The sequence below is a fragment of the Pseudomonas sp. VEM90 genome (genome assembly GCF_054611535.1).
In genome coordinates, this window is record NZ_JBTRAR010000015.1 from 150745 (window position 1) to 164408 (window position 13664).

Annotated in this window: 10 protein-coding genes; 1 reads left to right on the forward strand and 9 read right to left on the reverse strand. The window is 62.0% G+C overall.

Annotation, left to right across the window (positions count from 1 at the left end):
- Positions 1-8: 8 nt before the first annotated feature.
- From ACYCCG_RS16145 to ACYCCG_RS16175, 7 genes are all read right to left on the reverse strand, one after another.
- On the reverse strand, positions 9-1919 hold the full coding sequence (locus ACYCCG_RS16145) for a cytochrome c/FTR1 family iron permease (RefSeq protein ID WP_209968830.1): 1911 nt from the start codon (positions 1917-1919) through the stop codon (positions 9-11).
- Between the two features lie 144 nt (positions 1920-2063).
- Positions 2064-3482, reverse strand: coding sequence for an efflux transporter outer membrane subunit (locus ACYCCG_RS16150; protein ID WP_209968832.1), 1419 nt, complete (start codon positions 3480-3482; stop codon positions 2064-2066).
- Positions 3479-4354, reverse strand: coding sequence for an efflux RND transporter periplasmic adaptor subunit (locus ACYCCG_RS16155; protein WP_176685292.1), 876 nt, complete (start codon positions 4352-4354; stop codon positions 3479-3481). The genes ACYCCG_RS16150 and ACYCCG_RS16155 overlap by 4 nt, the downstream gene beginning before the upstream one ends.
- Positions 4351-4563, reverse strand: coding sequence for a DUF1656 domain-containing protein (locus tag ACYCCG_RS16160; protein ID WP_176685293.1), 213 nt, complete (start codon positions 4561-4563; stop codon positions 4351-4353). The genes ACYCCG_RS16155 and ACYCCG_RS16160 overlap by 4 nt, the downstream gene beginning before the upstream one ends.
- Positions 4560-6647: an FUSC family protein gene (locus tag ACYCCG_RS16165; protein WP_176685294.1), complete on the reverse strand. Its 2088-nt coding sequence runs from the start codon at positions 6645-6647 to the stop codon at positions 4560-4562. The genes ACYCCG_RS16160 and ACYCCG_RS16165 overlap by 4 nt, the downstream gene beginning before the upstream one ends.
- Entirely contained in the window at positions 6644-7096 is a 453-nt protein-coding gene (locus ACYCCG_RS16170; protein ID WP_209968843.1) for a MarR family winged helix-turn-helix transcriptional regulator, read from the reverse strand. The genes ACYCCG_RS16165 and ACYCCG_RS16170 overlap by 4 nt, the downstream gene beginning before the upstream one ends.
- Positions 7097-7228: 132 nt before the next feature.
- Positions 7229-8023 carry a tetratricopeptide repeat protein gene (locus ACYCCG_RS16175; RefSeq protein WP_209968845.1) on the reverse strand — a complete coding sequence of 265 codons (795 nt, stop codon included), beginning with the start codon at positions 8021-8023 and terminating at the stop codon, positions 7229-7231.
- Between the two features lie 207 nt (positions 8024-8230).
- Here ACYCCG_RS16175 and ACYCCG_RS16180 point away from each other — a divergent pair, with 207 nt between their 5' ends.
- A complete protein-coding gene (locus ACYCCG_RS16180) occupies positions 8231-8791 on the forward strand; it encodes a WYL domain-containing protein (protein ID WP_070096106.1) in 561 nt (186 codons plus the stop codon).
- A 69-nt stretch (positions 8792-8860) separates the two neighbouring features.
- On the opposite strand, the gene ACYCCG_RS16185 is transcribed toward ACYCCG_RS16180, so the two are convergent.
- Entirely contained in the window at positions 8861-9202 is a 342-nt protein-coding gene (locus tag ACYCCG_RS16185) for a hypothetical protein (protein ID WP_021782542.1), read from the reverse strand.
- 145 nt (positions 9203-9347) lie between these two features.
- The coding region (locus ACYCCG_RS16190; RefSeq protein ID WP_459671122.1) for an immunoglobulin-like domain-containing protein at positions 9348-13664 on the reverse strand (4317 nt) is incomplete at its 5' end.

Sequence of the window (13664 nt, forward strand, 5' to 3'; positions counted from 1 at the left end):
GGTTCCAGTCAGTTGGCCGCAGCACTGCGCCTTTCCGCCAGCCACGAGCGGCCGTAAAGGAACACGATGGCCAGCAAGGCCACCGCCTGCGCCGACAGCGAGTAGGCATCGGCATGAATCCCCAGCCAGTCGAACTCAAAGAACGCCACCGGCCGTGTGCCCAGCACACCGGCCTCTTGCAGCGCCTTCACGCCATGCCCGGCGAACACTACCGACAGCGCGCACAGCAGCGCGGCGTTGATGCTGAAGAACAGCGTTAGCGGCAACTTGGCCGAACCCCGCAGAATCACCCAGGCCAGGCCCACCAGCAGCACCAGTGCCGTCGCGCCACCCGCCAGCACCGCCTGATGCCCGGCAGGGCCTGCCTGCAGCCAGAGGGTCTCGTAGAACAGGATCACCTCGAACAATTCGCGGTATACCGAGAAGAATGCCAGCACAGCAAAGCCGAAGCGCCCGCCGCCGCTGACCAGGCTGCTCTTGATGTAGTCCTTCCAGGCGGCTGCGTGGCGGCGGTCATGCATCCACACACCCAGCCATAGCACCATCACTGCAGCGAACAGTGCTGTGCAGCCTTCCAGCAGCTCGCGCTGGGCCCCCCCCACATCGATCACATAGGCCGCCAGCGCCCAGGTGGCGAAGCCGGCAACCAGCGCCAGGCCCCAGCCGATGTTGACGCTGCGTACTGCCGACTGCTGCCCGGTATTGCGCAGGAAGGCCAGGATCGCCGCCAGCACCAGAATCGCCTCAAGGCCTTCGCGCAGCAGGATCAGCAAACCGGAGATATAACTCAGCGACCAGCTCAGACCATCGCTTCCCAGCAACTTGGCCGCCTGCTCGAGCTTGGTTCTGGCTTCGGCCAGACGCTGTTCGACCTGGGCCACGGGTAGACCGTCCTGCAGGGATTGACGGTAGGCCATCAGCGATTTTTCGGTGTTCTTGCGCGCCTGGGTGTCAATGTTGTCCAGCGAGCTTTCCACCAGCTCGAAACCCTCCAGGTAGGCCGCCACCGACAGGTCATAAGCCTGATCGTGGTCGCCTGCGCGGTAGGCCGCCAGGCTCTTGTCCAGTGTGCTGGCCGTGTATTCGAGCAATTGCGCCGGGCCGCGCTTTACTTGCGGCGGTTGGGCACGCTGGGCACGGAATGCCTCGACGGCCGCAGTGCCTTCGTTGGCGGCGACTTCGGCCGGCGTCTGGCGAGCCAGGTCGGCGAGGTTCCAGGTCTTGTCACCTTTGCCCGCTTCCGGCTTGGCGGTGAAGCTGGCGATATACGCGGCCACATCCCAGCGTTGGCGGTCGTCCAGCTGGTCGGCAAACGACGGCATTTCGGTGCCGTCGATACCCAGGGCCAGGGTGTTATAGAGGTCGAACAGGCTTAACTGGTCCAGGCGCGAGACATCGCGCAGGTTGGCGGGTGCAGGCTCCAGGCCCACGCCAGCCGGGCCATCGCCGGCGCCGGTGTCGCCGTGGCAGACCGAGCAGTTTTGTGCGTACAGCGCAGCGCCGCGGGCTGGGTCCGGGGTAATCACCGGGGCCTGGCTGACCTCGTAGGCCACCGCCAGTCGCGCACCCAGCTGCCGGGCCTGCTTGGCGACCGCGGTACCTTCCTGACGCTGGTCGATGGCCTGGCGCAGCGCCTGGACGCCCTGCTCCAAAGCCGCTTGTTCAGTATTTGCGGGCAGGCCTTTGACCAGGTCAGCCAATACCGCGCTGAACTCCTGTTGCTCGCGGTATTCGCCCTCGTCGATCACCTTGCCGTCTTGTACGGTCGGCGGGTAGTCGGCGCCAATGTAATCCAGCAGGTGCTGGGCTTTGGCAGCCTCGGCGGGGGACTCGGCCAGCGCCAAGGTGCTGCACAGCACCAGCACCGGGCCAAGCAGCAAAGCCGGCAGCCAGGCAAGCAGACGGGAACGGGTATTCATGGCCAGTCTCGAAGGTGAATGCGAAAGAGAACATTGTTCACTTCCACTTTGCTTCACTCAAGGGTGCTGGACAGATTTCATGAAAAATCTTGCTACAAATCAGATCAAGTGGGTGGCATAGAGGACCAGACCTCAAGGATCGCGTCAGGGCTTGGCGATCCCCTTCCAACCACCACCCAACGCCAGGAACAAGGCAATTTGCCCCTGCGCCACTTGGCTATTGGCCGCAGCCAACTGCGCACGCATATCGGTATACGTCCGCGTCGCCTGCAAATCCGCCAGGAACGACTCACGCCCCGCCTGGTAATACCGGTGCGTCTGGTCCGCCGCTTCCTTGGCCGACTTCTCCGCCTCGGCCAGCGCATCGCGCCGATCGAGCAAGGCGCTGTACTGTGCCAGCCGGGTCTGGGTCTCGCGAATGGCGTTCAGCACCACGCCATCGAAGTGCGCCAGTGCCGCCTGGGTCGAGGCCTCGGCCATGCGAATGCGGGCACGGGTGCCATTGGTGGGGATGGTCCAGCTGATCTGCGGGCCAAAGCCCCAGCGGTTGGTCGAAGGCTCGCCAAGGTTCTCCAGGATACCGATGGTGCCAACCTGCGCGCCAATGCTGATGTCCGGGTACAACGCGCCGGTAGCCACGCCAATATAGGCGGTGGCGGCAGCCAGTTGGCGTTCGGCCTGTCGCACGTCGGGGCGGCGCTTGAGCAGGGCCGCACCATCGCCCACAGGAACCAGCTGGTTCAGGTGCGGCAACTCGGCACAATCGGCGGTTCCGGCAGGCAGTTGGTCGACCGGTTTGGCCAGCAGCGCAGCCAGGGTGTACATACCCGTCTCGCGCTCGGCCTTGAAACGTGGCAGTTCGGCACGCAGGGATTTGAACTGGGTCTGCGAGCGGGTGACCTGGGTTTCATCGCCACGCCCAGCATCGCGCAGGCGCTGGTTGAGTTTCACGCTTTGCTCCTGCAAATCGAGCGACTCACGGGCAATATGGTATTCCTCGTTAGCCGAGCACACCTGGGTATAAGCCTTGACCACGTCCGCCACAAGGGTGATGCGGGCAGTGTCGGCAGCGGCCTGCATCGCGTCGGCATTTGCCTTGGCAGCCTCGGTACCACGCTTGAAGGTGCCCCACAGGTCGAACTGGTACGAGGCACTGATGATGGCCTCCCCGATGTTGGCTACCGGCACCTTCTCAGGCTGCAGGAAGGCTTCGCCCGACTCCTGCAACCGCTGAGCGCCGAGTTTGACGCCACCGTTGAAGCCGCCTTGCGATTCAGCCACCTCCACCTGGGCGCGAGCTTTGGCGATGTTGGCCGCCGCCACGCGCAGTTCGGTGTTGGCACTCAGCGCCTGACGCACCAGCTCGTTCAGCCGCTGATCCTGATACAGCTGCCACCAGTCCTCGGGGACCGGCGCCGACACGACGCTGTCGGCATCCTGGCGCAGCGGGCCGTTCAGGTCATTGCGTTGCACGGCCGCATCCCCAGGCACCTCATAGTCGGGGCCCACCATCATGCAGGCCCCCAGCGACAGGCACAGGCCAGCCAGGATCAGCTGTTTCATGGGCGCTGGCCCTCGATGATCGACACCGTGGCAGTACGCCCGGCGATCATGCGGAAGTCTTGCGGCACTTCGTCAAAGGCGATGCGCACCGGAATGCGCTGGGCCAGGCGTACCCAGCTGAACGCCGGGTTGACGTTGGGCAGCAAGTTGGCGCCACTGCTGCGGTCGCGGTCTTCGATACCAGCGGCGAAGCTCTGCACATGGCCACGCAGGCGGGTGTTGTCGCCCATCACGCGGATATCCACGGCGTCACCAATATGGATACCCCCCAGCTTGGTTTCCTCGAAGTAGCCGTCGACGTGGTAGGAGGCACTGTCGACCACCGAAAGCACCGGGCGGCCAGCGGTGACGAACTCGTGGTTACGCGGCGCGCGGTCGTTGAGGTAGCCGTCTACCGGGCTGCGCACCACCGAGCGGTCAAGGTTGAGCTGGGCGGTATCGACAGCCACTTGCGCCTCGCTGACGGCCGAACGGGCACGGGACTCGCGGGACTGGCTTTCTTCCAGTTGCTCGGCGGCCACCAGGTTGCCCAGCTTGCGGTTGCGCTGCGCTTCGCGGGAAGCCTGGGCCAGGGTCTCCTGGCGCTCGCCGAGGGTTGCCTTGGCTTGACGCAGCGCCAGGGTGAAGCGGTCCTGGTCGATGGTGAACAGTACGTCGCCGCGTTTGACGGTCTGGTTGTCGCGCACCTCGACCTTCTGGATCAATCCCGACACATCGGGGGCGATCTGGATCACGTCAGCGCGGATATGGCCGTCACGGGTCCAAGGGGCAAACATGTAGTAGACCACCATCTGCCACACGAGCACGGCGGCGAAGGTCACTACCAGCAAGGTCAGGACCACACGGCCCAGGGTCAGTATAGGTTTTTTCATGGCAGCATCAGGTTTCGACAAAAGTGGTCCACCCCGCCGAGCAGCACGGCATACAGGGCAACGTTGAATAACGCCCGGTGCCAGACCAGGCGGTAGAAATGCAGGCGCACCAGCACCGCGTGCACCCCCAGGAACAGCAGGTAGGTGCCAAGCATCATCACCAGCAGCGTGGGCAGAAACACCCCGCTGATATCCAGTTCACCAATCACAAGGGCGCTCCGTCGAGCCCAGGGGGCAGTTGTGGTTGTTCGGCAGGTTCGAGCATCACCTCCACCCCCGGCAGTAGCGCCAGGCGCAAGCCGCTCAGGGCGTGCAGCAAGTGGGTGCGGGCATCGCCACGCTCGTACAGCTCGTCCAGGTTCAGCGCCAGGCGCGCGCGCTCCATGTTGCGCAGCAGTGCGACCGGGGCATGCAGGCGTTCGCCGGCACGCAGGCAGGCCGCGTAGTGCGCGCCGACTTCCTCGACCACAGTGTTCAGGCGCTCGCGAGCCTGCTGGCCGGCGCGCGGCATGTACGCCAGCAGGTCGAGCAGGTTCAACCCCACGCGCAGGTCGCGCAGCGCCACACCACTGTCCTGGCCGGTTTGCGACAGACGTGGCAGGTGCTGCATCAGGCGGTCGAGCATCTGTACGCCAACCTGACGGTGTACGGCCAAGGTCGCAGGCTCGGTCATTTCAACGATGTCACGCCAGGCGAAGCGGGTCATGCGCTTGGCCGCCAGCTCCACGCCGAACGGGCGCATCACCAGGGTCCAGATAAAGGCGAACAGAAGGCCCACGGGACCGGCCAGGTTGGAGTTGAGGAAGGTGAAGAAATCGGCGTCGTAGGCACCCTGGATGCTGATGAAGGTCGACGTGTTGACGATGGTCAGCAAGGTGCCCAGGTAGAAGCGCGGCTGCACGGTCAGCGTGCCTATGCAGATGAACGGCACGGCAAAGGCCAGCACCAGCATCGGGAAGTCGTGCAGGTTGGGCAGTACCAAGAACAGGTACAGACTGGAGAAGATGACCGACATCAGCGTCCAGAAGAAAAACCGGTAGATCTGCGGTGCTGGGTCATCCATGGCAGCGAAGAAGCTGCACGCTACTGCCGCGAGGATTACCGCACTGGCGCCGTCGTTCCAGCCCAGGCCGATCCATAGGCCGCAGGCGACCACGATCGCCAGGACCGTGGAGGCTACCGAGTAGAGCATCAGGCCACGGTCGAAAAACGCTGTCAGGCGGCCCAGGCGCCAATGGCGATACACCGCACGCCAAGGCTTGGCATCATCGGTACGCAGGGCGTGCTGCAGGGTGCAGCAGTCCTGCCACAGGTCGGCCCATTCGGTCAGGCGATACAGGGCGTTGGACAACAGCAGCTCGGCGCGCTGGTCGAGGGCGGCTGTGGCGGGCTGCAGGCGGCCGATCTGCTCGTGCAACATGGCCCAGTGCGCTACTGAAGCGCTTTCGGCAGTGCCTTTGAGCCATTCACGAGCGGCTTCAAGCACGGGTTGAAGCTGGGCGAACTGGGCCGGGGCGCGGCTTTCCAAGGCTACCAGTGCATCGTCGAGGGCGTCGATCACCGGCAGCAGATGGATCATCCGCCCGCGCAGTTCGCGAGCGTTCTTCAGGGTATGCGGGCCGGCGCCTTCGTGGCCGAGTTGACCAATCATCAGCTCCAACGAGTTGAAGGTGGTCACCATCGCACCGCGCATCCCGCCGACCTTGTCGGCACTGGCATCTCGGGCCAGGTAGGTGTCGCTGTAGCGAATGGCCTCAGTGAACCAGTTTCCGGTGGCACCGACTACCACCGGCGCCAGTCGGCGTGGCCAGAAGATAGCCCCGACTACCGCCGCGCAGACAATCCCCAAACAGATTTCCTGCGCGCGAGAAGAGGCCACGTCGAACACTGCCAGCGGATTGTCGACCACGGCCAGGGCAATCATCGGCAGGGTATACCCGGCCAGCATCAGCACATAGTTGTTGGCCGTGCGCAGGTTCAGCGAAAGGAACAGCAAGGTGCCGGTCCACAGGGCAATGGCGATGCTCAACAGCAACGGTGACTGCACCAGCGGCGGCACCAGGAAGATTGCCCCGCCAGCGCCGAGCAACGTGCCCACGGCACGGTACAACGCCTTGGAGCTGGTCGGGCCGACGAACGGGCTGGAGACGATGTACACCGTAGCCATGGCCCAGTAGGGACGCGGCAACTGCATGAGCAGGGCAATGTACAGGGCAATCATGGAGGCGCCGAAGGTACGCACACCGTAGAACCAGTCACGGGCCGGAGGAACGGAGCTGAAGAAGCCGTTCATGCCAGCCCGCCTGCGCTGCCCAGGCCGGCAGCCTCGAAGGCACGAAGCACACGCAAGGCAGCGCCCAGGTCGGCCTGGTCGATACCGCCGAGCACATCGCGGCGCAAGCGCACCAGTTCGGCTTCGATGGCTTCGGCCAAGGCACGGCCTTCGGCAGTCAGGCTCAGTGCCTTGGCGCGGCGATCCAGTGGGTCCTCGCTACGGCACACCAGGCCAGCTTTGCACAGTTGGTCAAGCAGGCGTACCAGCGACGGGCTTTCCAGGCCGGCGGCCTGGGCCACAGCCACTTGGTGCACGCCGTCGCCCAGGCGCACGATCATCAGCAGCGGCGCAGCGCAGGCCTCGGAAATGCCGTAGCCGGTCAAGGCGGTATGACAGATGCGCCGCCAGTGACGGGCAGCGACTACCAGGCCACTGCTGACTTGCAGCCGCAGGAGATCAAGGGACATGAAGAGAACCAAATATATTCATAGTTTGCTAACTATCAATATACGCCCCGACATCCCCCTGTCGTCAACAGGGGGCGACGAATAGCCTGGGTTGAATGTTGTTCATTTTCAGCCAGCACTGGAGAGAAATACTCAGGGTTGGATCTGGTCTTCCAGCTTCATGGTCAGCGCCAATGTGCTGCCCATCTGCACCGCCCGGTCCCGCCACTCCTGATACCGTAGCGCGTCACGGCTGCTGAAATGCACCGCCAGTTCCTCCGCCGCTTGCACCACCCCCGCCGCTGCCGCCAGCTCAAGCCAGTACAGCGCTGCCTTGAGGTTGGCCTCTACGTGCAGCCCATGCATCAACCGGTAACCCACTTCAAAACGACAACGCGCCTCGCCCTGTTCGGCTCCACGCAAGAACCACTGATAGGCCTGCACCAGGTCAACCTGCCACTTCAGGTCACCGTCGCACACCTCCTCCTCATACAGGTCACCCAATGCGGCGGCAGCATGCAGCATGCCCCGGTCGAAGGCCTGCCGGTAACACTCCGCCGCCTGCACATATGAAGGGTCAATGCCTTTGCCGAAGTAGTGCTGCTGCCCAAGGTTGAACCAGGCAGCAGCATTGCCCTGCAGGGCCGCCATGCGCAACAGGTGCCCGGCCAGCACGGTGTCGGCCCGCCAGTACTTGCCGTTGAGCCAGATCCAGCCGAGGTCGTTCAATGCGGACACGCTGCCTTGCAATGCCTGGCGGCGCAGGTCGACATACACCGCCTGCAAGTCGTTGGCCTCATCCAGGCGGTTGACCAGCAGCGATCGCTGGCTGGGCAAGCCCACACCGGAAAACAGCCGCTGTCGCCTTCCTGCAGGGGCAGGTGGGGCGATGACCCGCTCGGGCAGAAGGCGTGCAAGTAGCGAATGGATATTGCTGGCAACAGACATGTTCATCCTCATTGAACGACGCACAACCCCAACCTTCGGCTGTGATGAGGCGTGATTCTGCGCGACGTCACGTCAAAACCTGTCGCGAACGATTCGGCACGAGGCAACCAAATGCGACTTCCTTGATCTGAGCAGGCTGTGGCCAATTGCCATGCCCCTCGCATGCCGCCATCCTATTGCGGCAAGCCTAGACAAGGACGTTATCTTTTGCCGTTCGCCACCACTCGCGCCACCCTCAGCCGACAGTGGGCGCTGCTGCGCCAGTTGCCCAGCCGTTCCCCAGGCATCACCAGCGCCGAGCTGGTCTGGCGCCTGCGCGACGTGGGCTTCACGGTCAGCAAACGCACTGTCGAGCGTGACCTCAACGAGCTTTCTCTGATATTCCCACTGGAGCGCAATGACAAGAGCATTCCGTTCGGTTGGCACTGGTCGGCCAGTGCCGTGGGCGAATTGCGCGGTAATTTCGACTTGCTGACGCATCTGCGCGGGGATGCCTTGCAGCCATCGCAGGGTGAGGGCGTGGAGCTGGTTGCGCGAATCAGCGATGCACTGGCGCGGCAGTTGCGGGATGCGCCGTTGAGCAGCGACATGCAGCTGACGGCACTGGAGCATGGGCATCGGTTACGCGGCACGGTAAGTGACGGCTGGCCATTACGCTGGTGGCTGTTGAGCCATGGGGACGGGGTGGTGGTAGAGCAGCCTGCCGGCTTGCGGGAAGAGATTGGCAAAATTCTGAGCAATGCGGCGGCTCAGTACCAGAATTTGTAGCCTGTACCGGCCTCTTCGCTGGCTCCGAACACCAACCCGGCGGCGACTGTCGCGTGAACCAGCTCGCTGTTAGATCAGCCCGCCCTGCTCTTCTTCGTCAATCAGGTTATTGAGACTGCTGAGCGCCTTGCGCGCCGTGGAACGGTTGAGCAGCTTGGCCTGCGCGCCGGCGGGCAGGTCGGTGATCTTGAACACGCCCTTGGCGGTCAGCACGTCGATCAGGTCCTCGAGCACGCGGATCATGTCAAGGTCGCTTTGCTTGAGCTGGTTGAGGCTGTTTTCCACAACATCATCGGCAAACCATTCCTGGATATCGGCATGGTCTGAAGGGAGTATTTCGGTGAACTGATCAAACGCGGCTGCTTCCACCCGCAGCAACTGGCCGGCGGCGTTGCGTTGCACGTAGAACATGGCGATGTCCCTCGTCACGTTGGTTCCTTGTTGGTAGACAGCAGCATAGGCAAAGATCGCCGGGCGCGCAGGCCCGGCGCCAGAGTATGCGCTGTTGGCGGGTGACAGGAAAGAGCCGGGGCCGCTATGCGGCCCCGGTGGTCTATCAGCTGTCCTTGTTGTGGATGATGATGGTCGGGTCGGCACCGCTGATCAACGAGTTGATCGTCTGGTTGGACCAGTTAACCCCTTCCAGCTTGATGGTCACGTCGGCGTTGGCGATACCACCTTCGGCGTTGAGCTTGCCTTCGCTGCTGACTTGCAACGTGGTCGTACCCTCCACCGTGGTGAGCTTGAGGTAGTTATCGATGGTGCTGCCCTTCTCGCCCTGGAGCAGATCCTTCAGGTCGATACGGTCACCCTCGGCCTTGTTGAAGTCCTTGATCACGTCGTTACCGATGTCGCCAGCCTTCCACACGAAGGTGTCGGCACCGCTGCCACCGATCAGGATATCGTCGCCCTGGCCACCGATCAGGGTGTCATTGCCAGTACCGCCCAGCAGGATGTCGTTACCTTTGCCACCACTTAGCGTGTCGTTACCACCTTGGCCGAAGAGGATGTCATTGCCATTGCCGCCCGACAGGATGTCGATGCCGTCTTTGGCACCGGAGATATCGAACTCGGTGTAGTGCTCGGTGATGTACTGGTGAACATTGCTGGTAGTGACAGCGCTGACTTCAACACCACTCTTCTGTGCAACGTACGTCTGCAGGGCCTGGTAGCCCTCGCTGACCACACCGTTGAGGGTGATCAGGTCACCGAAGATGATGTCGTTGCCGTTACCGCCATCGATGGTATCGGCACCTGGCACCGTTGCTTCGGAGTGACCGAGAATCGCCTTGGCCAAATCGGACGGGTCGATATTGGTCTGTGGCTTGCCGGCACTGTCATAAGGTTTCAGATCGTTCAGCGTGACATCGCTGTTCAGGCCGATAGCCTGGACTTTGCTCAAGCCATTGGTGCCGCCCAAGACTGCGAAACTTTCAGTAGAACCTGCGGCCGAGTAGACGTAGTTCCAGTAATCCGCGTAGCCGGTACCGCCCAGGCTGGAGAGTTCATAGGTACCATCACCTTGTGCATGAAGGGTGCCGACCGTCTTGGTGGAGTCAAGCACCAACTCACCTCGGCGGTTCTCGGTATAGGTCAGCACTTTGACCACACCATTGCTGCTGATCTCGACCTTGTGAGTCGCGTCGGCCCACGCGCTGAACGTGTCACCCATCTTGTAATTGTTGACGTTGACTACATCGTCCAGGCTCTTGCCATTCTTCCACAGGCTAGGGTTGGTGGACTCACCGCTCTGATAATAGGTTGGCTTACCGTCGGTAATGAAGTAAGTCAGGTTCTCCGCACCTTGGTTGCTGGTGGCCATGGTGCTGTTGAAGAAGTTGGACGTGGTCTTGAACGCGTCTTCATAGTTGGTACCGCCACCGTAGTAGCCGCCTACCATCGAGTTCAATACCGCTTGCAACTTGCTCAAAGCGTCCGGGTCGGCAAGGTTCACTGCTACGTTCTTGTTTACCTGGGTATCGAAGTCGACCAGGAAGATGTTCACGGTACCCGAGGTGTCCGAGCCCAAGCTGGCCTTGAGCGAATTGAACACCGAAGCCAACTGCGTCTTGGCGTCAGCAATCGACTTGTCGCTCATACTGCCCGAACTGTCGACCATGAAGGCGATGTTGTAGTTCTTGCCCTGAACCACGTTCAGCCCGGATACGTCAGCGACGATGATGTCGTTGCCTTCACTACCGGTCATCGTGTCATTGCCCGAGGTGCCCACACTGGCCTTGTAGGTCGCGGCGTACACCGTCACCGGGATATTGCCGGTGGTGATGGCCGAGCCGCCAAGGCTTTCGGTGGAAGTCGAGGTAACCGTGATGTCGAACGAGCCTTTGTAATAGGCCGGCGGGGTCAGCGTCAGGCTACTGAGTTTCCAGCCTGTCACGTCGACCGGGGCAGTACCAACCGTAACCGTGTGGCCTGCACCATCGCTCAACACGGTACCTTTCGGGATACCGCTGAGTGTCACGTTCAGGCTTTCGGAGCCGTCGGTGTCGGTCAGGGCGGTGGAAATGCCCACCAGCTTCACCGAGCCACCCTCAGGCCCTTCGTTGAGCTTGTAGCCGTCGTAGTAGCTTTGACCGTTCACAGTGTGCAGATCGGACACGCCCAGGCCGGCGTTGGCCATCTCGGTAACGTTCTGGTACATCTTGACGTTCGAGCTGCTCAGGTCGGTAACGGCACCGGAGCCTACCTGGATGTTCAGGTCATAGCTGCCTGGGCCGGACTGGTTGGCATGGTAGACCTCGATCGGGTAGTAGCCGCTGGTATTCGGGGTAAAGGTCCCCGACACCCCGCCACCGGCTCCCCAGGTGGCCGTGACTACAGTCTTGCCACCGATGGTGACCACGAAGCTGTCGTCGGCCGAACCGCTGAAGGTATAGACCTTGCCGGCTTCCAGGTAGATCAGGCCCGACGTTTTCGAACCGGTGCCAGCGGTGACGCTACCATCGGATTGTACGTTGGTAGTGGTGCTGCTGAAATTGGAACTGCCGGAGTTGGCGAAGACCGTCTTCAGATCCTCGCCGGTAATGCCGTTACCGCCTGTACCCAGGCCTTGGAGGCTGGTCCAGACCTCCTTCGTCAGCCCTTTGGACTCGATATCGGCGCTGCCGAAACTCAGGGTCGGTTTGTCGGCAATCGGGCTGATATCGACCTTCATGGTCACTTCACTGCCCAGGTTGGTGCCATCGTTCGGCTTGAACTTGAACTGGGCGTAGTCAGCCTTCTGGTTACCCACACCATTACCACCGTAGTTGTCCGCACCCGACTGGTTCAGGGCCGGAACGAACTTCAGGTTCTTGGCGGTGATATCTGCCTGGCTGACCACCTGGCCAGCGACCACATTCACCCATGCAGTACCGTTGAAGAACTGCAAGTTGCCGGCGGCCGGGAGCGAGGTGATGGTCACGGACAGGTTAGTGTTGCCATCGGCATCAGTGACTTTGAAATCACCCCAGGCAAACACGTAATCGGTGTCCTCCACGCCAAATACCGCGCTGCCAGGCGAAACGGGCAGATGGTCGTTGTCGAGGATGGTGGTCGTCACGCTCGATTTGCTGCTATCGATCTGCAGGTTCTCGAAGCTACCACCCGTGGCGGTTTCGATCTTCACAACGAAGTTCTCGGTACCTTCGACCAGTTTGTCGTTGATGGTAGCGATGTTGAACGTCGTGCCTGTGCTGTTGGCCGGGATCTTCACGGTCGCGACACCGGTGAAGTCCTCACCGTTGTTGGCGGTACCGCTGTAGCTTAGGGTGATAGTGACTTCGGACTTGGACGCGTTACTGAGGGCTAGCGTGTACTGGCCGGTCTCGCCCTCGGTCAGCGAAGTCGTGCCGGTAATACCGACCGTGGTGGCGTCGCCCTGATTGCCGGTGCCCGGAGTACCCGAACCTGGTTCGTCGGTCACGGCGGTGCTGACCGAAGTCTTGTCGAGTGTCAGCTGTTCGAACTTGCCAACGTCCGCGCCTTCAACGGTAGCGATCGACATCACGACAGGGTCGTTGCTACCGACGTAGACGTTATCCGGGGCAGTGACAGTGGCAGTACCCACGGTGCCATTGGCCGGCACGGTGATGACGGTCTTGCCGTCGCTCAGCGTGAAGGTCAAGGCACTGTGGTTGTTGATTGGCAGACCATCTTGGTTGGTCAGCGTGATGGTGTAGGTGATCTCGCCGCCTTCGGTGACCGAAGGGGTCGCGGTCAGCTTGGCCACCACTTCGTCGGTGGTGTCGGTGACATCCACCTTCGCGGCACCGCCCAACTCCAGGTTTTCGAAGGTGCGACCGTCTACATCCGCAGCAGACGTGATGCCCAGGCTGATCTGGCCAGCGTCGTTGTAGACGTCATCGCCTTGTGCCGTGTGCTCGTAAGGCGCGCTGGTGTCGCCAGCCTTGATGGTGACCTGAGCGTTGTTGCTCAGGGTCACGACCAGGTCGTGGGCCAGGGCGGTATTGATGTGCACGGTGAACGTCGGTTTGACGTTCTCGGCTACCGAGGTCTGGTCGGCCGTGATGGTGACCTTGACCAGGTCGCCTTCGTTGTTGCCGCCCGGATTACCTGGGGTGCCTGGCTCGTCGGTGACAGTCGTGCTGACCGAGGTTTTATCCAGCGTCAGCTGTTCGAACTTGCCAACGTCCGCGCCTTCAACGGTAGCGATCGACATCACGACAGGGTCATTGCTACCGACGTAGACGTTGTCCGGAGCGGCCACGGTCGCAGTGCCCACGGTGCCATTGGCCGGCACGGTGATAACGGTCTTGCCGTCGCTCAGCGTGAAGGTCAAGGCACTGTGGTTGTTGATTGGCAGACCATCTTGGTTGGTCAGCGTGATGGTGTAGGTGATCTCGCCGCCTTCGGT